At 46.3% G+C, this 23,161-nt stretch carries 23 protein-coding genes and 1 riboswitch; of the genes, 17 read left to right on the top strand and 6 right to left on the bottom strand.

Going from position 1 to position 23,161, the window contains the following annotated elements:
- The first annotated feature begins 101 nt into the window (after nt 1–101).
- Nucleotides 102–653 carry a hypothetical protein gene (locus MHB71_RS16270; protein WP_307414228.1) on the top strand — a complete coding sequence of 184 codons (552 nt, stop codon included), beginning with the start codon at nt 102–104 and terminating at the stop codon, nt 651–653.
- A gap of 37 nt (nt 654–690) precedes the next feature.
- A complete protein-coding gene (locus MHB71_RS16265) occupies nt 691–1,233 on the top strand; it encodes a bifunctional adenosylcobinamide kinase/adenosylcobinamide-phosphate guanylyltransferase (RefSeq protein ID WP_036610092.1) in 543 nt (180 codons plus the stop codon).
- 85 nt (nt 1,234–1,318) lie between these two features.
- On the opposite strand, the gene MHB71_RS16260 is transcribed toward MHB71_RS16265, so the two are convergent.
- Nucleotides 1,319–1,930: a DedA family protein gene (locus tag MHB71_RS16260; protein ID WP_036610090.1), complete on the bottom strand. Its 612-nt coding sequence runs from the start codon at nt 1,928–1,930 to the stop codon at nt 1,319–1,321.
- A gap of 148 nt (nt 1,931–2,078) precedes the next feature.
- On the opposite strand from MHB71_RS16260, the gene MHB71_RS16255 reads away from it, so the two are divergent.
- From MHB71_RS16255 to MHB71_RS16220, 8 genes are all read left to right on the top strand, one after another.
- Nucleotides 2,079–2,654 (top strand): cob(I)yrinic acid a,c-diamide adenosyltransferase, encoded by a 576-nt coding sequence (locus MHB71_RS16255; RefSeq protein ID WP_036610088.1) that lies wholly within the window; start codon nt 2,079–2,081, stop codon nt 2,652–2,654.
- A complete protein-coding gene (locus MHB71_RS16250; RefSeq protein ID WP_340026922.1) occupies nt 2,651–3,634 on the top strand; it encodes an RluA family pseudouridine synthase in 984 nt (327 codons plus the stop codon). Before MHB71_RS16255 ends, MHB71_RS16250 begins: the two co-directional genes overlap by 4 nt.
- A gap of 411 nt (nt 3,635–4,045) precedes the next feature.
- Complete coding sequence (locus MHB71_RS16245) at nt 4,046–4,411, top strand: arsenate reductase family protein (RefSeq protein ID WP_340026921.1); 366 nt, start codon at nt 4,046–4,048, stop codon at nt 4,409–4,411.
- A 139-nt stretch (nt 4,412–4,550) separates the two neighbouring features.
- Complete coding sequence (locus MHB71_RS16240; protein WP_017689620.1) at nt 4,551–5,444, top strand: 5'-3' exonuclease H3TH domain-containing protein; 894 nt, start codon at nt 4,551–4,553, stop codon at nt 5,442–5,444.
- A 5-nt stretch (nt 5,445–5,449) separates the two neighbouring features.
- Nucleotides 5,450–6,556: a phosphodiester glycosidase family protein gene (locus tag MHB71_RS16235; protein ID WP_301291341.1), complete on the top strand. Its 1,107-nt coding sequence runs from the start codon at nt 5,450–5,452 to the stop codon at nt 6,554–6,556.
- Between the two features lie 30 nt (nt 6,557–6,586).
- Nucleotides 6,587–7,273 (top strand): MOSC domain-containing protein, encoded by a 687-nt coding sequence (locus MHB71_RS16230; RefSeq protein WP_340026920.1) that lies wholly within the window; start codon nt 6,587–6,589, stop codon nt 7,271–7,273.
- A gap of 72 nt (nt 7,274–7,345) precedes the next feature.
- The gene (locus MHB71_RS16225; RefSeq protein ID WP_340026919.1) at nt 7,346–8,224 is read left to right on the top strand and encodes an ROK family protein; all 879 of its coding nucleotides are present in this window, start codon (nt 7,346–7,348) and stop codon (nt 8,222–8,224) included.
- Nucleotides 8,225–8,400: 176 nt separating this feature from the next.
- Nucleotides 8,401–9,402, top strand: a complete 1,002-nt coding sequence (locus MHB71_RS16220; protein WP_047844208.1) for an HRDC domain-containing protein — start codon at nt 8,401–8,403, stop codon at nt 9,400–9,402.
- 70 nt (nt 9,403–9,472) lie between these two features.
- Here the strand turns inward: MHB71_RS16220 and corA are convergent, their stop codons facing one another.
- A complete protein-coding gene (gene corA, locus MHB71_RS16215) occupies nt 9,473–10,408 on the bottom strand; it encodes a magnesium/cobalt transporter CorA (protein WP_036610074.1) in 936 nt (311 codons plus the stop codon).
- 451 nt (nt 10,409–10,859) lie between these two features.
- Nucleotides 10,860–10,983: riboswitch (SAM riboswitch) on the top strand.
- A gap of 236 nt (nt 10,984–11,219) precedes the next feature.
- On the opposite strand from corA, the gene metA reads away from it, so the two are divergent.
- The 6 genes from metA to MHB71_RS16185 all read left to right on the top strand — a co-directional run bounded on the left by metA (nt 11,220) and on the right by MHB71_RS16185 (nt 18,116).
- Nucleotides 11,220–12,137 (top strand): homoserine O-succinyltransferase, encoded by a 918-nt coding sequence (metA, locus tag MHB71_RS16210; protein WP_340026918.1) that lies wholly within the window; start codon nt 11,220–11,222, stop codon nt 12,135–12,137.
- 24 nt (nt 12,138–12,161) lie between these two features.
- Nucleotides 12,162–13,349 carry a PLP-dependent transferase gene (locus MHB71_RS16205; RefSeq protein WP_340026917.1) on the top strand — a complete coding sequence of 396 codons (1,188 nt, stop codon included), beginning with the start codon at nt 12,162–12,164 and terminating at the stop codon, nt 13,347–13,349.
- Nucleotides 13,346–14,518 (top strand): aminotransferase class I/II-fold pyridoxal phosphate-dependent enzyme, encoded by a 1,173-nt coding sequence (locus MHB71_RS16200; protein WP_340026916.1) that lies wholly within the window; start codon nt 13,346–13,348, stop codon nt 14,516–14,518. The genes MHB71_RS16205 and MHB71_RS16200 overlap by 4 nt, the downstream gene beginning before the upstream one ends.
- Nucleotides 14,519–14,759: 241 nt before the next feature.
- Nucleotides 14,760–15,896, top strand: coding sequence for a cyclic dehypoxanthinyl futalosine synthase (gene mqnC / locus MHB71_RS16195; protein WP_340026915.1), 1,137 nt, complete (start codon nt 14,760–14,762; stop codon nt 15,894–15,896).
- A gap of 232 nt (nt 15,897–16,128) precedes the next feature.
- Nucleotides 16,129–17,103, top strand: a complete 975-nt coding sequence (locus tag MHB71_RS16190) for an aldo/keto reductase (protein WP_340026914.1) — start codon at nt 16,129–16,131, stop codon at nt 17,101–17,103.
- Nucleotides 17,103–18,116 (top strand): zinc-binding alcohol dehydrogenase family protein, encoded by a 1,014-nt coding sequence (locus MHB71_RS16185; RefSeq protein WP_340026913.1) that lies wholly within the window; start codon nt 17,103–17,105, stop codon nt 18,114–18,116. Before MHB71_RS16190 ends, MHB71_RS16185 begins: the two co-directional genes overlap by 1 nt.
- Nucleotides 18,117–18,201: 85 nt before the next feature.
- On the opposite strand, the gene MHB71_RS16180 is transcribed toward MHB71_RS16185, so the two are convergent.
- The 4 genes from MHB71_RS16180 to MHB71_RS16165 all read right to left on the bottom strand — a co-directional run bounded on the left by MHB71_RS16180 (nt 18,202) and on the right by MHB71_RS16165 (nt 21,657).
- Nucleotides 18,202–19,107 (bottom strand): YitT family protein, encoded by a 906-nt coding sequence (locus MHB71_RS16180; protein ID WP_051447155.1) that lies wholly within the window; start codon nt 19,105–19,107, stop codon nt 18,202–18,204.
- A 113-nt stretch (nt 19,108–19,220) separates the two neighbouring features.
- Nucleotides 19,221–20,459 (bottom strand): cation:proton antiporter, encoded by a 1,239-nt coding sequence (locus MHB71_RS16175; RefSeq protein WP_036610060.1) that lies wholly within the window; start codon nt 20,457–20,459, stop codon nt 19,221–19,223.
- Nucleotides 20,460–20,463: 4 nt separating this feature from the next.
- The gene (locus MHB71_RS16170; protein ID WP_036610059.1) at nt 20,464–20,958 is read right to left on the bottom strand and encodes a cation:proton antiporter regulatory subunit; all 495 of its coding nucleotides are present in this window, start codon (nt 20,956–20,958) and stop codon (nt 20,464–20,466) included.
- Between the two features lie 294 nt (nt 20,959–21,252).
- Nucleotides 21,253–21,657, bottom strand: a complete 405-nt coding sequence (locus MHB71_RS16165; RefSeq protein WP_338708227.1) for a hypothetical protein — start codon at nt 21,655–21,657, stop codon at nt 21,253–21,255.
- Between the two features lie 171 nt (nt 21,658–21,828).
- Here MHB71_RS16165 and MHB71_RS16160 point away from each other — a divergent pair, with 171 nt between their 5' ends.
- Nucleotides 21,829–22,782 (top strand): putative sporulation protein YtxC, encoded by a 954-nt coding sequence (locus MHB71_RS16160; protein WP_051447153.1) that lies wholly within the window; start codon nt 21,829–21,831, stop codon nt 22,780–22,782.
- Nucleotides 22,783–23,161 lie beyond the last annotated feature (379 nt).

Below are 23,161 nucleotides of genomic sequence, written 5' to 3'. Positions count from 1 at the left end.
TTTGTGTGTAAAGGCAGGGTGATCCTCCGATAAGCCAGGTTATTTTTTTGCGTGGAACAATTGTGATATATTGGACATAGGAGACTAAAGGGGGAACTGGAATGAAGAGATTTTGGGGGCTTACTGCAATCATTTCTATCGTTTTTCTGCTTGCTGGTTGTGGAGGTAAAGATGGTTTTTCCATTTTCATCATTGATAACCAAGGAAATCCATCTGTAATCTCAGAACAGTTACAGGCCAATCTGCAACAGAAACTGGGTGAGGAACCCAAGGTGGAAGTGATCACCAGTGCGATGTATGATGTTCAGAAAATTATGGTAGAATATGCGGCTGGAGGACATGATATTTTCATTTTGCCTGAGTCCGACATGAAACAATACGGAAGTAATGGCTCCAATGTTCCGCTGGATGATACCTTTGATCCCAAGATGTTTGAACGGGGTGTATTTGAGGGTGGAGTATTGGTAGAGAAGGGGGAAGGAGATGAAGGTTCAGACATCAAGCAAGAATCACATCTTTACGGCATTCCACTTGAAGATATGAAAATGTTTAAAGATGTAGAATATGCTGCGAGCAATTTGTTCGCCACCATTCCAGTGTCATCTTCCAATGTCGAAGAATCCAAAAAAGTGCTGAAGGCGCTGACAGAGTAAAGAAAATTCAGAATGGCTATGGAAGGAGGGAAGCGGATTGCTGATTACGGTCACAGGCGGCATAGGTAGTGGTAAAACCCGGTTTGCCCTCAAGTACGCAGCCGGGATTAGCCGGGAGGGTGTATATTTATCCACCGGTGATCATGATCCCGTTATTCCCGAATTGCCATCCGCTCATTATCGTGCCATTCATGCCGGGAACGGTCAGCATCTGACAGAGGTGATCACCCAGATTAATCGGGAATCCAATCTGTTTTTGGCGGATCAGCGAATTGTAATTGTAGACAGTCTGACCTCCTGGATGGCTGCCGGTTTCAGGGCAACAAAGGATCTGGATCATCAGCGTTCAGAGACACAGCTTTTGCTTGATGCATTATTGTCTTATCAGGGGAAGTTGCTTGTGATTACCAATGAAATGCATGGCACATTGCATCCTACCGAGGAAGAACGAATATTTACAGCGAGAATGGCTTCGGTTAATCGGATGCTGCAGATACATGCTGAAAAGATGTACTTGCTGGTATCTGGTCTGGCTATCGATCTTAAAAGTCAGGGCATGCGAAATGAAGATGAACGATAGTGAGATGACATAAACGGGTGATATAAAGAAGCCTCCTTAACCACGAATTGGTGGCGAGGAGGCTTTATTTATTAAGCTATTCTTTTTATTTCTGCTTTTTGCTACGTCTGATCCACCATATGATACATCCGATGAGAATGATGGCCAGAATGACATACACTACAATGGAATAGACGTCCATAAAGTGCAAAATGCTCTCCCATGATGCGCCAAGCGCAGCACCAACGCAGACTAGAATGACATTCCAGATCAATGTACCAATGGTTGTGAAGAGAAGGAATAAACCAAATTTCATATTGGACATGCCTGCGGGAATGGAGATAAGACTACGAACGAGGGGAACCATTCGGCAGAATAATACGGTCCACATGCCATATTTGTCAAACCATGCATCGACACGGTGAATATCCTCTTTTTTGATGCGCAGAACATGTCCCCAGCGTTCCACAATTTTCTCAAGGCGTTCGACGTCAATGAGTAAACCAATACCATACAGGATCACAGCACCAAAGACAGAACCAATAGTTGCGGCGATAATAACTCCTGGAAGAGTGAGACTGGTATAGGTGGTCATGAATCCGCCAAACGGCAAGATGATTTCGGATGGAATTGGGGGAAATACGTTCTCAAGAGCAATGATGAGTGCAATGCCTATGTAGCCGTATTGTTCCATGAAATCGGTTATCCAGTTTTGCATAATCGTCTCCTTTACTTTTGGTTTCCTTTGATTTGTCGTATACTCGGCAGAGCACACCAATTCTTATATACGTGTAAAGCGATAGACGGGTTTCTGAAAAAATGGCATTCCCGTATTCATTATTATATTACCAATTGGAGGGATAACGATGGGCATATATACACGAACAGGTGACGAAGGACAGACTTCGGTCATCGGTGGACGCGTCATCAAGGATGATGACCGAGTTGAGGCTTATGGCACGATTGATGAATTGAACTGTTTTGTAGGCCAGGCGATCAGCCTTATTGACTCTGCTCAAGGGGAATTTGAAGATCTGCGTGAACATCTGCTGGAAGTTCAGCAGGAACTGTTTGATTGCGGGTCGGATCTGGCCTTTGTGAAGATTAGTGAGACCAAATATAAGGTGAGAGATGAAATGGTCACACGTCTGGAACAATGGATCGACCAGTATGATGCAGAGAATCCAAAAGTGGAACGGTTCATTATTCCTGGTGGTAGTCAGCTTTCTTCTGCTCTTCATGTGTGCCGTACTGTATGTCGTCGCGCAGAGCGTCGCACGGTAACACTCGGACAACATACAGATATTAATCCGTCTGTACGGCGGTATCTAAACCGACTGTCTGATTATTTCTTCGTGGTTGCACGGACGGCCAACGCGAGACAACAGGTGGCGGATATTGAATATGTGCGGAGCAAAAAAGTCTTCCGCCGCAAAGAATGAGCCAGTATTATTCGCCGATTGTCTACACGGTGACCGAACAAGAAGATGGCTGGCTGCTGAAGACCGTGCTTCAGCGGCGGCTGCTGGTGTCGCGTAAGCTTTTGTCCAAAATTAAGCTGACCGAACAAGGTGTCATGTTAAATGGAGAGCGCGTGTACATTAGCGTCAAGGTAGCTGCGGGTGATGTCGTTGAAGTTCGGATGGAGCAAGAGGAATCGGATGATATTTTGCCTGAGCTTATTCCCTTTACCGTTCTGTATGAAGATGAGCACTTGCTTATTGTCAACAAGGATGCGGGCATCATCGTTCATCCGACGCATGGACATTATACGGGTACTTTGGCAAATGGCGTTGTTCATTATTGGAAATCTAAGGGTGAGCGCTTCCGGTTCAGACCGATTCATCGACTTGATCAGGAAACGTCAGGTGTGCTCGCAATAGCCAAGAACCCTTATGTGCATCAACATGTATCTGAACAGATGATTGCAGGGACGGTGGATAAGAAATATATTGCACTTGTGCACGGAAGCCCTGTCCCGGAACAGGGATCAGTAGATGGCCCGATTGACCGCGATCCTGAAGAGCCACACCGCCGAATCGTAACACCTGATGGTTACGCTGCAAGAACGTTGTACACGACCGTAACACGTTGGGCAGAAGGTAGCGCCAGTGCGATAAGTCTCAAGCTGGAAAGTGGCAGAACCCATCAAATCAGGGTACATATGACTTCTATCGGATGCCCGTTGATAGGTGATCGAATGTACAAGACACTACCTGTGCATGAGATCGATGAGCAGACCATGGCTGTTCGAGAAGAACGGGATACCTGGATCGAACGCCAGGCATTACACGCTTGTGAATTGACGTTTGAACATCCAATTCTAAAGGAACGCATAACGTTTCAAGCTCCTTTTCCAGCAGATATGGCCGCGCTAGAGAAGCGTTTGAATGATGAGGCAGCTCCAAGGGAGATGCTCTAAGAGAGAGCGTCGGAGCACTTCCCTAAGATATGAACCCTTTGCCGTAGCTTGTGCAAGGCCCGTCCTGTTTGGGGTTCAATGCTGTTTGCTAACCCTTGTGAGGGATGCTTCATGCACCCGAACAGTATGCCGTAGGCTAATCTTTATGGTTTAATGTATTGATGTTTACCAATTTCATGTTAAATACTTCAAGAATTCAAATCTTTTGAAGCTTTTAAAGAAATAAAAGCTGTAAGATTTTGACCCAAAAAATATCGCGAATGTGTGTTTTGATCTCATTCGCAAAAGTCAGTAAAATTACATGGCGATGGTATCGATTTGGAGCGACTTTTGGATTTGCGAAGCAAACCAAGGGAAGCGAGAAGTCGAAACCGGAGCCACACGAAACCGGAGCAGAGGAGGAACACATACATGAGTAACTTAAAAATATATCAATATGCCAAATGCGGCACATGCCGCAAAGCTGTAAAATGGCTTGAAGCTCAAGGACATGAACTGGAGTTAATCCCTATTTTTGACTCACCGCCATCAGAATCTGAACTAACAGAACTCATCCAAAAGAGCGGGCTGGAAGTGAAAAAGTTCTTTAATACGAGTGGGGAAGTATACAAAGAACAACAATTGAAGGACAAGCTTCCAGGCATGTCCGCTGATGAACAGATTAGTTTACTGGCTTCCAATGGTCGACTGATCAAACGTCCGATCGTTACGGATGGAGAAAAGGTGACGGTTGGATTCAAGGAAGAAACGTATGAGCAGGAATGGAATAACGCATAAACGCGCTGAATATCAGCCTTGAATTGTTCAAAATTCAGGGCTTTTTTGGCTGAACGATGGTTGGCGGAACTATGCTATAATGATAGAATTAGTTTCGATATTTTATATGCTAGATTTAGATAGGAGAGAACAAATTCAAGTGAATCAACGTAATGAACCTACTTTGTTGCTGGTAGACGGTATGGCGGTGTTGTTCCGTGCTTTTTATGCGACATCTGCAAGCGGATATATCAGACGTACAAAGGCAGGATTGCCTACCAACGCAGTCTACGGATTTATCCGTTATTTCTGGGATGCGGTTCAGACTTTTGGGCCAAGTCATGTCGTATGTTGTTGGGATATGGGCGGTAAGACGTTCCGCGGTGAAGAATATGCAGCCTACAAAGGCAACCGGGCCGAAGCTCCGGATGACCTGATTCCCCAATTTGCTCTGATTCGTGAAGTCATGGATAGCCTGGGTATTCCGAATATAGGTGCACAAGGATTCGAAGCCGACGATTGCATCGGGACGCTTGCGAAGTATTATACCGAAGAGACCGATATGAATGTTATGGTACTGACGGGTGACCACGACATGTTGCAACTGATCAATGACCGCACAAGTATCATTATTATGAAAAAAGGCCATGGCAACTACATGGTGTACAACCCTGAAACGCTCATGGCTGAGAAACAACTGACACCTCGTCAAGTGATTGACATGAAGGGTCTGATGGGAGATGCCAGCGACAATTATCCCGGAGTACGGGGAATTGGTGAGAAAACAGCGTTGAAGCTTGTACAGGAATACGGCTCCATTGAAGGGATTCTGAGCAACATGGATAAACTGACCCCTTCGGTGCGTAACAAGATTGAGAATGATCTGGACATGCTTCATCTGTCCCGCAAACTGGCAGAGATTCATTGTGCTGTTCCGGTTGCCTGTGCGCTGGATATCTGTGAATTGCGTCTTGATCCGGATATGGTGATGGACAAGTTTGAACAACTTGAGATGAAGAGCCTTGGCTCTTGGATGGGAGTGGCAATAGGGTGAGCAACATGAAGAACGTACGAACAGGCAAAAAGTGGTGGACAGGGGCTATGGCCCTCGTCCTGGCCTTGCCCGTAATTCTTTCGGGAGCAGTTAGTGCACCACAGACAGTGGATGCCAAAGCAGCAATTAGCACCAAAGTACAGAAAGTAAAAGCAGCAGGACGTAATTTTACCGTACAGACCGTTTCGATTCCAAAGGGAACACCGGTTACCGTGGGACTCGCGAAGAAGCAAGTTGGCCAGACGGCAACATTGCCATCGATTGTGAAAGCCTATGGTGCGCAAGCAGCCATTAACGGAGCGTTTTTTGAAGCATATAACGGAGCACCAGATCCATACGGTATGTTAATAGCAAATGGTAAGGTCATACATATTGGAAGATACGGAACATCCATCGGATTTAAGGAAGACGGCTCGGCGATCATGGACTCACTTCAGGTGAGTTTGACAGGTAAAGTAACGGATACAAAAGGTAAATCACGCAGTTGGTATGCAACCTTTATTAATCGAACACCTTCAGCGAACGCGAGCATAACAATGCTGTATACCCCTGAACGAGGTGCCACAGTAGGGTTCAAAGGTGGCACTGCGGTTGTTATGGAGAAAGGTATCGTGACCAAAAAAGTGCCCAATACCAATGTAGCGATTCCTAAGAATGGCTCGGTACTGGTCTTCACAGGTAATCAGAAGTCTTCTTCGGACCGTTTCACCGTTGGTTCGACCGTAGAAATGAATTATAAGTATACGAACGCAGCAGGCAAAGAGATCCCTTGGCAAGATGTAGTGACTGCTGTTGGGGCAGGACCCCGTCTGGTAAAAGACGGTAAGGTAGCTGTCAATCCGACGAGCGAAGGTTTCAAGGATGCCAAGATTCTTAATGCTTCCGGAGCCAGAAGTGGTATTGCGATCATGGCGGACGGCTCTGTTATGCTGGCTACCGTTTCCGGAGCAACAATCAAGGAGTGGGCAGCAGTGATGCAGAAGCTTGGTGCCAAACAGGCCATGAATCTGGATGGCGGTGCTTCCTCGGGTATGTATGCCGGGGGCAAAATGCTGACTTCTCCAGGTCGGCTATTGAGTAATACACTCGTATTTGGCGGCTCTGTGCGTTAAAAGAAAGTGATTATGGGAGGTATGACGCAAATGACACTCACATCTGATCGAAAGCCAGGGGAGGGCAATACAGCTGTTCTGGCCATTAATGTAGGACTGCCGCAACTGCTCCCTGGGCAGAAGCGTGAAGTGCTGAGCGGCATTGTGAAACATCCTGTATCCGACGCGGTTTTCCTGTCATTCACTGGAATGACAGGGGACGCGCAGGCGGATCTGGTGCATCATGGCGGCCCTGACAAAGCCGTTTGTGTATACGATTACAGTCGTTATCCGGCGCTGGAACAACTGATGAATCGCAAGCTGGATTGGGGAGCTTGTGGAGAAAATCTGACGGTTGAAGGCTGTGCCGAAGAAGACGTACGGATTGGTGATGTGTACGAGTTGGGCGAAGCCACAGTGCAGGTCAGTCAGCCCAGACAACCTTGCTTCAAGCTGGGTGTGAGGTATGACTATAAGGAGCTGCCTGTTTATTTTCAGGAGAGTGGATATACCGGCTTTTACTTTCGTGTACTGCAAGAAGGTGAGGTAGGGCCTTTATCGATATTTCGACGGATCAGCACCGATCCAGCCTCAATGACGGTTCTTGAAGCCAATCGAATCATGCATCAGGGGAAAGAAAATGTCGAAGGTATTCAGGCGTTGCTGGCCATTCCTGCGCTGTCAGACAGCTGGAGGCAAACGTTAATGAAACGATTGTCCAAGCTGGAGAACAAGTAGCAGGGTAATTATCGTGTCATCAAGTAAAGCAATTTGAATTCCTTTTTAAACTAACTTGGGAGTGTGACTAACATGACGATCTTAGGCGCAATTGAAGCAGGCGGAACCAAATTTGTATGTGGTATTGGCACAGAAAACGGAGAAGTTCTGGAACGCGTAAGTTTTCCAACAACAACACCGGAAGAGACCATGGCTCAAGTGATTTCATTTTTTGAAGGCAAAGGCATTGAAGCTCTGGGTGTAGGTTCATTCGGTCCGATTGATCCGATTGAAGGAAGCCCAACATATGGCTATATCACAACAACACCTAAACCACATTGGGGACAGTATAACGTGATTGGCAAGCTCAAGGAGCATTTTGATGTGCCGATGACATTTGATACGGATGTGAATGGTGCGGCACTTGGAGAAGCAACCTGGGGCGCTGCACAAGGTCTTGAGAGCTGTCTGTATATCACTGTGGGTACAGGTATTGGTGCAGGTGCTGTGGTTGGCGGTAAAATGGTCCATGGATTGTCACATCCAGAGATGGGACATATCATTGTACGCAGACATCCGGAGGATACATACGAGGGTTTCTGTCCGTATCATGGTGACTGCCTCGAAGGCCTTGCAGCAGGTCCAGCCATTAACAAACGTTGGGAGCAACCGGCTTATGAACTGCCTGCAGATCATAAATCTTGGGAGATCGAAGCACATTACCTGGCACACGCCCTGATGAACTATGTTCTGATTCTCTCTCCGCAGAAAATTGTCATGGGTGGAGGAGTAATGAAGCAGGAGCACCTGTTCCCGATGGTTCGTAGCAAACTGCAGGAGTTGCTGGCTGGATACGTTCAGCATCCGGCACTTCAATCCGACATTGACCAGTATGTTATTTCACCAGGACTTGGTGACAATGCGGGTCTGTGTGGTTCACTGGCGCTTGCCAAGTTGGCATTGAATAAGTAGGTCATTAAGGGATTGACGAATTTTACCATTGTGGTATGATATGGGCAACAGCATAGTACGGTTAATGAGGAAGCACCTCTCTTGCATGGATTTTGCAGGAGGGGTGTTTTTTTGTGCTGCCTATAGGTAGCATCTTTAACTCGTATAAGCTGAATATTCAAAGGGAGGGAACGAAAATGGAAGTCATTTTCATGAACAGATTGTCCAGAATGTCAGATCAGAATGCAGAGTATGCACAGTTATGGATTGGGGAAGAGGAAGATAGTTGGCAGCTGGGATGGAGTCGCTACGAGGAAGGAGAGCGTGAGGACAGCATCTGGTATGAAGGGACTTCTTGGGAGGAGCTGCTTCATATTTACCGTCATCAGCTTGCCATACAGATGAGTGAGGGGTACCGACCGCAGTTGCAGGGGTTATTTCATGAGAATGATGATCTGAAGTCACGCAGTTATGGTGGACAGCGGCTCCATTGTTACAGTGAGTTATACGGCAATGAGCAATTATATACGGATCTGTGCACATGGCGCAGGAAGAGAGCTGTGTCTGACCGGAAGGCACCGTATTTTATTGCAACGAATCGTCTGTTGCGTTTGATCAGTGCCTTTGTTCCGCAATCGCTGGATGAACTGATGCAACTTCCGGGCGTAGGAGAGAGCAAAGCAACTGAGTATGGTACGGAATGGATGGAGATTACAAACGGGTTGGAACGTTCAACGACATTCCCGCTGGACTGGGTATACACGGCGCTGAAGGAAGAAGAGTATGAGAGTTGGTTATACAAGCAGAGAGAGCAGAAGTACAAGCAGGAACTTGATAAGTTCACCACGCGTAAGCAGGTGCTTGAAGGCATGAAGGAAGGGTATACGTTAGAGGAGATTGTTAATCGATCCGGATTATCCCGACGCGAGTTGGTTGAGCTGTTAGAGGCACTGGATCACGAAGGTTATGACACCGATTGTCTTCTTGATGTGGAGCTGGCAGTGATGCCAGAGAACGAACAAGAGGCCGTATGGAGTGCGTATGAGGAGCTGGGAGATACGTTCCTGAAGCCAGTATTACATAAGGTGTATGGAGGAGAGAAACCCGATGGAGGAAGTCTGGAGCAGGTCTATGAAAGACTGCGCATGATTCGAATCCGCTTCCGTCGGCACGCAGAGACAGAGAAGAATGTTGGTTAATGATCAGAAATGAAAAAAGACGAGGCGTTTCTCCCGGAGGAGCGCTTCGTCTTTCTTATTTCATACGAGTTCATACCCAGTCTTTCTTGCGGAAAATGAAGAACATGCTCAGGCCCAGGGTAACCATCAGGCCAATCACAACAAAATAACTGTATTTCCAGTTAAGCTCTGGCATATTCGTAAAGTTCATGCCGTATATACCGGTAATGACCGTCAGCGGCATGAAGACCGTGGTAATGGCGGTAAATACACGCATGATCTCATTCGCCCGGTTCGCAATACTGGATTGGTAGGCTTCTCGCAAGTTGCCCATCAGGTCGCGATATGTCTCAAAGGTTTCAGATATTTTTACGGCATTCTCATAGATGTCACTGAAATACTTTTGCAGTTGATCATCGATGAGACGCAGATCTTTTTTGTTGAGTGTATTAATGACCTCTTTCTGAGGTCCGAGCACTTTCTTCAGCCACAGAATCTCACTGCGCAGCCCGATAATTTCACTCAAATGTGACTTTTTGGTGTGCATCAGAATGTCTTCCTCAAGCTTCTCGATTCGTGCTTCAATTCGGTCACCTACGGTGAAATAATTATCAACAATCAAGTCAACCAGCAAATACAGCAGACGATCCGGTGTACTGATTTCCTGTTCCCACAGGATCGGTTTCAGTGTGCGCAATTCGCTGATCTTGTGCTTGGTAACACTAATAATGAAATGTCTGCCAAGGAATAAGTTGACCGCACGTAGAAATATCTCTTCATCATCAAAACGGATGCTATTAATCACAATAAAATAATGGTTCTCATAAATTTCAATCTTCGGACGTTGTTCTTCGTCACTAAGACAGTCTTCTACAGCCAGATCATGCATCAAGAACAGCGGCTGAAGTACCGCCAAATCGTCTACGTCTGCATCAATCCAGTAAAATCCTTCCGCTGGTGGAGTCAGCGCCTGCTGAATGTCGTCCACCGGAATAAATACACCGTTGTTTACCAACCGGATTTTCATCGTTAATCTACTCCTTCTGCACCCGCCAACTTGGCGGATATTATCATTATGGGCGCAAAAAGAACAAATCAGCCGGTCGGCAGCGGAGCCTGGAGATCAGGGCTGCGTTCACTATATAATCAAACGGAAGTCACGTCCCGCTGCCGGCATGCTGATGTCAGTTCTCTATGCAGTTTGTCGGAATTCGGCTGCCAGTCAGGCCTCGGGTCGCCATCCATTTAATATGTCACCTCTCACATAAGGGTTTATAACACCTTGTTTAGTATACCGCTGGTACAAGGTGCTTTCAAGCGCAAAAATGTGTCTATTTCGCGCCCTGAGGCAGTGTATGACAACGGATGATGAACGGTTCCGATCTGGGAAGCAGACATCGAACTGCATCTTGACGTGAGGGCATTAATGTAATAAAGTAGACGGTGAACCATATTTAATTACAATCTAATACAGCGAAATCTTATCAAGAGTAGGTGGAGGGACTGGCCCGATGAAACCCGGCAACCGGCGGTATACCGCACGGTGCTAATTCTTGCAGCGACTAAGTGTCAGGTGGCACTGTTGTAACTGAGAGATGAGAGAGGCGCATATCTATTTTACATATGACCTTTCTCGAAATCCGAGGAAGGTCTTTGTCATATGCCCCGACTTCTCAGCAGTGATTTTCGCTAAGGAACTTGAGGTTGTTTGTAACGTTGGATGAAAGAGCAATTCAATGTTTTTACAAGCTCAAGGCAGTCTATAACTGTATTGATGTGAAGACATCAAGCCAGGGGTGGCTGCATCTATCTATGCACAAGGAGGAGTTAGACTTACTATGCCAATCAAAATACCCGATACGCTACCAGCAAAAGAAGTACTTGAAGGAGAGAATATCTTCGTCATGGATGAAACTTCTGCATATCAGCAGGATATTCGTCCACTCCGTATCGCTATATTAAACCTGATGCCCACAAAGGAAACGACCGAAACACAATTGCTTCGTCTGGTGGGAAACACGCCTATTCAGGTGGATGTCGTTCTCGTACATCCCAAATCCCATACGTCGAAGAATACGTCTCAGGAGTATTTGGATCTGTTCTATAAAACCTTTGATGAGATTGAACACCGTCGTTTCGATGGAATGATCATTACGGGCGCCCCTGTGGAACAGATGGATTTCGAAGACGTGAACTATTGGAATGAAATCCAGGAGATCTTCGAATGGACTAAAACCAATGTGACTTCAACCCTCCACATATGTTGGGCTTCCCAGGCAGGTTTGTACCATCATTTTGACGTACCCAAGGTTGCACTTGATGAAAAGTGTTTTGGCGTTTTCCCACATACCATCAACAAACCACATGTTCCGTTGTTGCGTGGATTCGATGAAGTATTCAACGTTCCACATTCCCGTCATACGGAAGTGAGACGCGAAGATATTGAAAAGAATGAGAAATTAGAGATTTTGGCTGAATCTGAGGAAGCGGGGATCTTCCTGGTTGCTACCAGAGACGGCAAACAGATTTTTGCCACAGGACATGCCGAGTATGACCCGTTCTCATTAAAGTGGGAGTATGACCGGGATACAGCTAAAGGGTTGGATATCGCATTGCCTAGACATTATTATCCGAATGACGATCCTTCCCGTGTGCCACCAGCTACTTGGCGCGCTCATGCCAACTTATTATTCTCTAACTGGCTCAATTACTATGTGTATCAAGAAACACCTTACGATATTGGCCCGCAAATCTAATCGAGATTACAGGAGGATGCAGCAATGGAAGACAACAACAAGTTGAAAATCGAAAGCCGCTTAGCACAAATTGGGTCCATCAATGAACCGGTTACAGGCGCCATTAACTTTCCGATCTATCAATCCACTGCGTTTCGCCACCCGAAGCTTGGACAAAGCACGGGGTTTGATTATATTCGTACGACCAACCCAACTCGCAAAGTGTTGGAAGAGGCGGCCGCAGCGCTGGAGTCCGGTGATGCAGGATTTGCCTGTAGCTCAGGTATGGCCGCGCTACAAACCATCTTTGCCATGTTCGGTCAAGGGGATCATCTGATTGTATCGCTGGATCTATACGGCGGAACCTATCGTCTGCTTGAACGCATCTTGTCCCGTTTCGGTGTAACCGCAAGTTATGTGGATACAAATGACATTGCAGCACTGGAAAATGTTCGTCAGCCGAATACCAAAGCTGTATTTATTGAGACACCAACCAATCCGTTGATGATGATCACAGATGTGGAAGCTGTCGCTTCCTGGGCGAAAAGTTACAACCTGTTGACCATTGTTGACAACACGTTGCTGACTCCATTTTTCCAACGTCCGATTGAACTGGGTGCCGATATCATCATTCATAGCGCTACCAAATATCTGGGTGGACATAATGATGTGCTCGCCGGACTAATTATTACCAAGGGTGAGGCATTATCTGCTGAGATGGCGTTCCTGCATAATTCCATTGGAGCGGTATTATCTCCAAGTGACTCCTACCAGTTGATGAAAGGTATGAAAACGCTGGCTCTTCGCATGGAGCGTCATGAGCACAATGCACTTACTATTGCCAAATACTTGCTTGAGCACCCAGCGGTGGTTGAAGTGTATCATCCAGGTCTATCCGATCACCCGGGGTATGAGATACAGAACAAACAATCCACGGGTAATACAGGTATCTTCTCTTTCAAAGTGAAGGATGCACGTTATGTTGAACCGTTGCTGCGTCATATCCAACTCATTGCTTTTGCCGAAAGTCTCGGCGGAGTTGAATCACTCATGACTTATCCCGCAGTACAGACTCATGCGGATATTCCGCTTGAAATTCGTGAAGCCGTAGGTGTGGATGACCGTTTGCTCCGGTTCTCCGTAGGCATTGAACATGCAGATGATCTGATTGCAGATCTCGGCAATGCTCTGACAGTTGCACAACAGGAAGTGGAAGGAGGCGTGCACTCATGAGTGAGTCCAACAACAAGCCCAAATCCGAGTTAAAATTTGATACCAAATTGCTCCATTTTGGAGATGAGATTGACAAAACGACTGGAGCGTCCAGTGTACCGATCTACCAAGCATCAACATTCCATCATTTTGATATCTTCAATCCGCCTCAACATGATTACAGTCGTTCGGGTAATCCGACACGTCAGGCTTTGGAAGATTACATCACACTGCTGGAGGGCGGTGCACGAGGATTCGCCTATTCATCGGGAATGGCCGCGATATCCAGCGTGTTCATGATGTTCTCCGCAGGGGATCACATGATTGTAACGGAAGATGTATATGGAGGTACGTATCGTTTGCTTACTTCCATATTGAGCCGTATGCAGATCGAGACGACCTTTGTAGACATGACCAATATAGATGAAGTAAAAGCGGCGCTCAAGCCGAACACCAAGGCAGTTTATATGGAAACACCGTCCAACCCGACACTGCGAATCACGGATATCGCTGCTGTGACTGACTGGTCGAAGGAACATGACCTGATCACGATTCTGGATAACACTTTTATGACACCTTACTATCAGCGTCCAATTGAGCTTGGTGTGGATATCGTCGTACATAGTGCTACGAAGTTTCTCGGAGGTCACAGTGATGTACTGGCAGGGTTAGCCGTTGCTCGCACGGAATCACTTGGCGTACAACTGAAACAGTTGCAAAATGGACTCGGAACTGTACTTGGGGCTCAAGAATCCTGGCTTCTGATGCGCGGCATGAAAACCTTGGGAGCTCGCATGGCTCACAGCGAACAGAGCACAGCCAAACTGGCGGCTTGGCTTAATGAGCGCAGTGATATTACCGCTGTCTTTTATCCTGGACTGGAGGATCATCCGGGCCGTGAGGCACATGAGCGCCAGTCAACGGGGTATGGAGCTGTCGTTTCGTTTGACGTTGGTTCAGGCGATCGCGCAAAAGCAGTTCTTAACCGGGTGAAGCTACCCATTGTCGCTGTAAGCTTGGGAGCTGTGGAGAGCATTCTGTCTTACCCAGCGATGATGTCTCATGCGGCAATGCCGGCTGAGGTTCGCCGTGACCGAGGCATTACAGATGGGTTGCTGCGTTTCTCGGTGGGTCTGGAAGACATCGAAGATCTGATTGTAGATTTGGAACAAGCACTTCAGGAATCCTAACAAAAATGGATGCCCGAATCCGCCGATGCGTATCACTTAAGTTCGAACTAATTCTTTTCCATATGTAAAAATTTTTACTTATTTTTAAAGCACCTGTACATAAGGTGCTTTTTTTCACATGTAACCTGTGTTACGATATGTGGAGTACAGAAATACGATGTTGCCACCAGAACTTGCTTCTCTTGAACAAGTTGGGACGGATCGTTATATAATTTCTCTTCATGAGGGAGGCTTTTTTACGATGAGTACGGTAGACCGTATCTTAGATAAAGCCCTTCGGGGCGAACGTTTGGACTTGGAAGACACGATTCAGTTATTTGAATCCAATGAAGTGGACAAAATCGGGGCAGCTGCTAATGTCATTATGAAACGCATGCACCCTGAACCATACAGAACATTTGTAATTGGGCGTAACGTCAACTACACAAACGTGTGTGATGTGTACTGCCGTTTTTGTGCTTTCTACCGCAGACCTGGTTCGGATGAAGGTTATGTGCTCCCGGACGAAGTTATTTTCCAGAAGATTCAGGAAACGGAAGATGTGAATGGTACCGAGATTTTGATGCAAGGTGGAACGAATCCAAACTTGCCTTTCAACTATTATACAGACCTGTTGAAAGCCATCAAAGAGCGTTTCCCAAACATCACGATGCACTCTTTCTCCCCAGCGGAGATTATGAAAATGGTTGAAGTATCCGATGGCCTTACATTGGAAGAGGTTGTTCGTGCTATTCACGAAGCTGGACTGGATTCCTTGCCTGGTGGCGGTGCCGAAATTCTGGATGACCGCACACGTCGGAAGATCAGCCGTTTGAAAGGTTCATGGCGGGATTGGATGGACGTTATGCAAACTGCACACCGCATCGGTATGAACACCACGGCAACGATGGTTATCGGACTTGGTGAATCGATGGAAGAGCGTGCATTACACTTGCTCCGTGTACGTGAAGCTCAGGACGAATGTATTGCGAACAAGTATGACTCCGAAGGTTTCCTGGCGTTTATTCCTTGGACTTTCCAGCCAGACAATACCAACCTTAAGCTGGAGCGTCAGACTCCGGAAGAGTACTTGAAGACTGTAGCCATCAGCCGACTGGTGCTGGATAATATCAAGAACATTCAATCCTCTTGGGTAACCATGGGTCCTGAGATCGGTAAGAAGTCGCTTGAATTTGGTTGTAATGACTTCGGTAGCACGATGATCGAAGAGAACGTTGTATCTGCTGCTGGTGCAACTTACAAAGTTAACATTGAATCCATTCTGCGTTTGATTCGAGAGTCCGGTTATATTCCGGCACAACGTAACACCCGATACGAGATTGTGCGCATGTTCGACGAAGAAAATGCCGTACATGAAGATTTCGTAATGCAGAACTAATTCTAATTAATTCAATACTACTCTTTATAAACTTTGATCGTTAGATAAGTATTTATGAAGCCAAGCCCGCTGACTACTCCGTTTGGAGAGACGGCGGGTTTTTTGATTTCTTTCTGCGGTTCGAGGTCATCAAACAGTACATGTTACGCAATTGGCGATATTTTATATTGAAATTGAACTGTTACAATGAAAGGGAACTTGTGTAGTCAGACACGCTGGAAGGGGTAAACCGATGAAGAGAAGAATACTTGGCAAGACGGAACTGGACGTACCTGTATTGAGTTTTGGAGCATCCTCACTCGGTTCTGTATTTCGTGACATTGACCGGGACGAAGGGATTCGCACTGTACATGCGGCCGTAGATGCGGGGATGAATTACATAGACGTTTCGCCTTACTACGGGCTGACAAAAGCGGAGACCGTGTTGGGTGAAGCTATCCGCAGCTTGCCGCGTAGTTCATATATGTTATCAACCAAAGCCGGACGGTATGGGGAAAATGAGTTTGATTTTTCACGTCAGCGGATTCTGGATAGCGTGCAAGAGAGCCTGGATCGACTGCATACAGACTATATCGACATTCTGTTCCTGCATGATATTGAATTTGTGCCAGCAGAGATCATCGTAGAAGAAGCCTTTCCAACGTTGCTGCGTCTGAAAGAGCAGGGAGTTATACGACATGCGGGCATTTGTGGATTGCCCTTACCATTGTTTGAGAAGGTTCTGCCACAGATCGATGCGGATGCGATCATCTCGTATTGTCATTATTCATTGAATGATACCTCATTATTATCGTTATTGCCCCTGTTGGAAAAAAAAGAAATTGGTCTCGTCAATGCTTCGCCTCTTTCTATGGGCTTGTTGAGTACCCGAGGGGCTCCTGCCTGGCATCCGGCAGATGATCGGGTGAAAGAGCTCTGCCTGAAGGCTGCCCGCTTCTGTGCAGAACAAGGCAGTGACATTGCCAAGTTGGCCGTGCAATTCTCCACGTCGAATGAACGAATTCCGACAACACTGGTGAGCAGTGCCAATCATCACAATATTGTTAATAACGCTGCTTGGATTGAAGAACCGATCGATCAGAGCCTGCTGGATGAAGTGCTGCGCATTCTGGCTCCATTGCATAACGAGACTTGGTCAAGCGGACGACCTGAATATAATACGAAGCCAAGCAACACGACAGCAGAAGCATCCAAGGGGGAACATTGATGAGAGCCATTGTGTGTGAAGAAATAGATCAATTGAAGCTCCAGGACCTGCCTCAACCGGAACGAGCAGAAGGAGAGGCGCTGGTTGTCATTCGGCGGATTGGGATCTGTGGAACGGATCTGCATGCGTACAAAGGCAACCAGCCATTCTTTACCTATCCTCGTGTTCTGGGTCATGAACTGGCGGCTGTTATTGAAGAAATCGGTTCGAACGACGCAGGATTACAGCCTGGGGATCAGGTAAGTATTATTCCGTATCTGCACTGCGGTCACTGTATTGCATGTCGCAGTGGAAAAACCAATTGTTGTGCGTCCATGCAAGTCATGGGTGTGCACGTAGACGGAGGCATGAGAGAAAAAATCAGCGTGCCTGTCTCACATCTGCTCTCAGCAGAAGGTTTGACGCTGGATGAGACGGCAATGGTAGAACCATTAAGCATTGGAGCCCATGCCGTCAGAAGAGCAGGAATTAAACCTGGTGAGCATGTAGTTGTGATTGGAGCTGGCCCCATTGGATTGGGTGTGATGGCATTTGCCAAACAGGCGGGGGCGCGTGTTATTGCCGTTGATCGTAATCTGGACAGGCTGGAGCTTAGCCGGACTTGGGCTGGAGCGGATGACCTGGTACAGGCCAATGAACATGCTGTACAACAAGTGGCTGAAATTACGGGAGGCGACTATGCTACAGCTGTCTTCGATGCAACAGGTAACGTGAATTCCATGAATGAGGCTATACAATATGTGGCGCATAGTGGTCAACTCATTTTTGTAGGACTGGTGAAAGCGGATATTACTTTTCATGACCCCGAATTTCACAAGCGGGAGATGAGTATCCTGGGCAGTCGAAACGCAACCCGTGAAGATTTTGAACAAGTCCTGTCGACCTTGCGTCAAAAGAAATTAAGCATGGATGGGTATATCACACACCGCGTGGAATTTGATGAGTTACCTACTGCAATAGATCAATGGCTTTTGCCAGATTCACATGTAGTCAAAGCTATCGTTGAACTATAATATCAATTAATTATAATAACAGAAAAAAACGCTCTCTGACCTTGGTGGACAATACTGTCCATCCATAGGGGAAGAGAGCGTTTTTTTATTTTTCCGGATTCGTTACAATACCCGCATGTGGATCAATGTGACGCACAATGGACTTCAACCAGATCATCTCCAGCACATGTACCTCATAATAAAGTGCACCCGGGATTTGCCTGATCCATCCTTCCGCCATCGCGAGTTGTGTTGAGTCAGAAGTGGCTTCCAGAATTCCAGGTTCACGGCGTAGCCGTTTGCGTACAGCTTTTTCAACTTGAGAGCTTTGTGTAGTCAAAATGCATACTTTGCGTTTGGAAGAGAAGCCCCTGAACGCAATGTACACCATTTCATAAGCAATAAGGTAGGCGATTACGGAATACATCGCTTGGTCCCAGCCAAAGACAACACCAGCGGCTGTCAGTATCAACAAGTTAAGCAGCATGATTATTTTTTCGATAAGCATCCGTTTTCCGCTAAACACACGTTCAGGTGGGCGGGAAGACGGATCACCGATTTCCAGCGTATCCAGTGTCCCGCCATACCGCACGACGAGTCCAATTCCGAGTCCGAGGCATAATCCGCCAAACATGGCGGCAGCCAGCGGATGCTCTACAAGTGGCGGCATGGGATGAAGCACAATGGCACCGATCGAAAAGACAACCAGACCTAGAACAGTAACCAGTACAAATTTCTTCTGCACAATCTTGTAAGACAGAAATATAAACGGCACATTGAATAAAAATAGGAACAAACCAATCCTCATTTCGGTCCAGTGGGCGAAGAGTGAGGAAATGCCTGTAATGCCTCCAATAATAATCTTATTGGGGTGTAAGAACAATTCAAGTCCCACGGAGGCCAGAATTCCGCCCGCAATAACGAGAAACAGGTTTAACCAGCGGCGGGTAGACGATATCCTGGTCTTGGCGGTGTTTGGCACCGGATTAGCCGATATCAGAGGTGCTTTCATAGGTCATCCTCCTTAGTGCGGCTTTCGAGCCATTCTCCCTGGGTTAGTCACAGAAAGATCGGCGTAAGAGCCGCGAAGTACGTTAGTATGTCTGTTCTGTACAGACATAGGTGTTATCCTTCTTTCTGCAGCACCTTTGGTTCTTCTTTCTTTTTCCGAGGATCTTTGAACTTGAATATTTTATCCAATAAACGGAATACATGTTTGGACTCTTTGGTTAATAAAGGACCCAGAATGGCCAGAATTAGGACATACAGCGCGGCAAACGGTTGAATCATTGGCAACAGTCCCCCGGCTTTACCCATGTTCGCCAAGATGATGGAAAACTCACCCCGTGACACAATGGTTAATCCAATATTCGCCGATGCTTTGGGTGATAGTCCTGCACTGCGCCCAGCCAGCATACCCGCCAGGAAGTTACCGAACAATGTAATAACAACTGCAATCAGAGCTAACCATACGGCATCGCCACCCAAGGACAACGGATCAATGGACAATCCAAAGCTGAAGAAGAAGATTGCTCCGAAGAAGTCACGGAACGGTAGAATCAAGTGCTCAATCCGTTTCGCGTGTTCTGTTTCAGCAAGCACCAGACCAACCAGTAATGCACCAATCGCTTCGGCAACATGAATAGTTTCAGAGAAACCAGCTACCAGGAACAAGGCTCCAAATACAACTAGAGAGAATAGCTCATTCGATCGAATTTTAAGCAATTTGTTTAGTAGCGGTGTTGCTTTGCGTCCAAGGATAATCACGATAAGCATGAATCCGAGGGCAATAAGTGCAGACATGATGACGCCTCCGATGGAGGATGAATCACTAAGCACAAGTCCGGACAAGATCGAGATATATACAGCGAGGAATACATCTTCGAACATAATAATACCCAATATCATCTCTGTTTCCGGGTTGGCCGTTCGTTTCAAATCAACGAGTACCTTGGCCACAATGGCACTGGAAGAGATGGTAGTTATACCTGCGATAATAAGTGCTTCTGCAACTGGGAAACCGGACACAAAACCGAATATTAATCCCAGCGTAAAGTTAATGCCGATGTAGATCGAGCCGCCAACTGCAATAGAGCGACCCGATTTAATTAAACGACCTACCGAGAATTCAAGTCCAAGGTAGAAGAGAAGGAACAGGATACCGATCCGACCCATAAATTCAATAAAAGGCTGACTCTCAATAAAACGGAAGTCCAGATGCCAGATTTTCATGGCATGTGGCCCCACGGCCATCCCGATCAGAATATAAAATGGAACGACCGAAAATCTTAGTTTTGCCGATAAAAGGCCGGCTGCTGCAATAAGCACAAGGGCCAGACCTACTTCGAATATCAAATGATCCATCTATTTACCCCCTTCCAGTCAGGAGGAGGGATTTAAACAGTTTCTGCTGATTGCGTTCGCCAACGGCTACCACCGTGGATTCTGCACTGATAACTACCTCCGGACCTGGGCTGATATGTTTTTTGTGATTTTTCTCTACAACGGCGATAACCGTTGCCCCAGAGTTTTGACGTACGTCCAATTCACCGATGGATTTACCGATACTTCCGAAGGATGGTTCGATTTTGTACCACTCGATAATCAGGTCGTCAAACGTTACTTCAATATTTTCAAGCTGTTTTGGTTTGTAAGTTAATCCGCCAACAATAGCAGCAATCTGTCGTGCTTCGTAATCGTCAAGTGTGATCATCGAGATGCTTTGATCGGGATCATCATACTCGAAGTGGTACATTTCCCGGCGACCGTCATCGTGAATAATAATGACAATTTTATCACCGCTGCTTGTTTCAATCTGAAATTTTTTGCCGATTCCCGGCAAGTCTGTTTCGCGTACATCCATGGATTGTTGCCTCCTTATAATTAGGGGCTGGCCATAGAAGACAGGCTTATTTCCCGAAAATGATTAATCTGCTGCTCAAGGGAACATCAAAAGATGCGGGTAAACAGAGCCAGAAATTCCTGACACAGCCATATGATTTGAATTTGTCGGTGTGGGTACAACAAAAATAGGTACTGTCATAAACATAGGTTTATCTAACGTGTGCTAAAAGGGTTATAAGTTATGCACAAGCGCACCGTCTTTAATTACAGAGGTGTCTTCATGCAAAAGCAACCTGTAAATACGTCGTAACGGCTAGTGAAGAGCGTTCACGTATTTTGGTGCTATAGGGGTGAGGGATACATACATGCTGGTAAACTTAATAGGTAGCAGAAATAATCTGCGTTTAAACAGACAATACCACGGTTTAAAGGACAGACCCGTTGTAGGGATTCGCAGCATCAATACCAATGCGAGGACAAGAAAGACAGGCTTATTATGCGTAACCGCAATCAGCTTGGACATAACTTGTGGGTATTTGCGAATGACAGGTTTCTGCTGGGGTTCGGGTATTTGCAACAGCACTTCCTTGTTGGAAGTTGCTTCTACAGACACCCCAACGGCAGATTCGGTCTGCATCGGAATAGGGAAGCACAAGGCTTGGAAAACGCACAAAATGATAATGATAGTGTAGTGGAGTATTCTAGGTTGTTGTCTCATTTTGGCTTCCCTCCTTTCCCGTGAAATATACTGTTATTAAAATAATAACACATTTTTGTCTTAACTCCAAACCTCTTTATAATATACTGAGAAATCATGACACGCTTTCCATCAATCCGCTTCGTATATCCCCATCGGCCTTGCCATATACTTTGAACAGGAAGGAAAGGAGTGATTCTTGTGGAACTGTTTGCTGTATGGACCGATGTATCGGGGCAAGAGGAAGCGGATCAATTTTATCGTTGTGTCAAGGAAAAAACCAAAGGTTTACATATAAGTAAAAGAGGATTTCGGCTCACCTTCAAACATAATGATGGAAGAGCAACCTGGGTGTGCAGAGGGAATGAGAATCACGAAGACTTCCAGCAATGGCTTCCCCGGATCAGTGATCTGCTCTCCCTTGGACTCGCCGACTTCATTATGGAGACACAAGAACGGAGCATGGTGGAGGATATGATCGCCAAGGCGTGTTCTGTCATGGATGAGCATGAGGTGGAAAAGGTCAATCGAATCTGCATGCCACTTCTATTAAATGGTGATCTGGATCAGCCTGGACTTCGGGAGCGCCGCCGTACTACGTTAGCCAGTGGACTACGGCAGGACCTGGAGGATGTTCACTTTTTTCACCTTGAAGGCATTATCAACTTCCGCATACGGCCATATAAGCAGGAGCTTCAGGAATTAGTGGAGTATGCGCTGGATGAGTTCTGGATGGATCGGCAGTATGAAGAGTTTATGGGGTTGTTAAAATATTTTGTGTTTTTTCAAGAAGCCAAAGTACCTCTGGTTCATCTTGTACACAAGGGAATGCATGAATTTCAGGTCCTGGATGCTGGACTTAATCTGTTACCCGTGCAAAAGGATGAACAGGTCGTTGTGGAAATGCCGGGTCTGGAACTGGAGATGGATATTGAAGATATGATTGTAAGTACACTCATCTCGATCTCTCCTGAGAAGGTCATGCTCCATACACGTACCCCGGATCTGCCAATCATCTCGACCATATGCCAGATCTTTGAAGACAAAGTGCAAATATGTCATCATTGCCCGGAATGCGAAGTGCTGCGCTCAGGATTGTTGACAGGTCTTGACGCAAGTGATCTCGGCAATTATAATAACTGTTGATCCATGAATTTTTCATGTGAACCATTGAACCAAAAGCGTTGACAAAGACAACAACCACACGCAAGATCGGTGCAGAGAGAGGAACCAAGGCTGAAATTTCCTCCGGATATCACGTATGGTTTACCCCTTTGTAGCTGCAATTTTGAAAGTGGAGTTAGAATATCGCCTTTATTGGGGATTATCCGCGAGTAAGGATCTGCCGGGTCATGCCCGTTATCGTCATGCCAATGAGGGCTGTATTTCCGAATAGGGATGAATCAGCTGAATTAGGGTGGAACCACGAGTATATATCACTCGTCCCTTTGCCGGGACGGGTGTTTTTTGCGTTCCTTTGCAAAATGACTGGAATAGCAATAGATAATCAGTCCATAAATATCTG

Source organism: Paenibacillus sp. FSL H7-0940 (genome assembly GCF_037979415.1).
GTDB classification, from domain to species: domain Bacteria; phylum Bacillota; class Bacilli; order Paenibacillales; family Paenibacillaceae; genus Paenibacillus; species Paenibacillus amylolyticus.
Note: the sequence above shows the minus strand (reverse complement) of the source record. Positions and strands in the feature narration are given on the sequence as shown.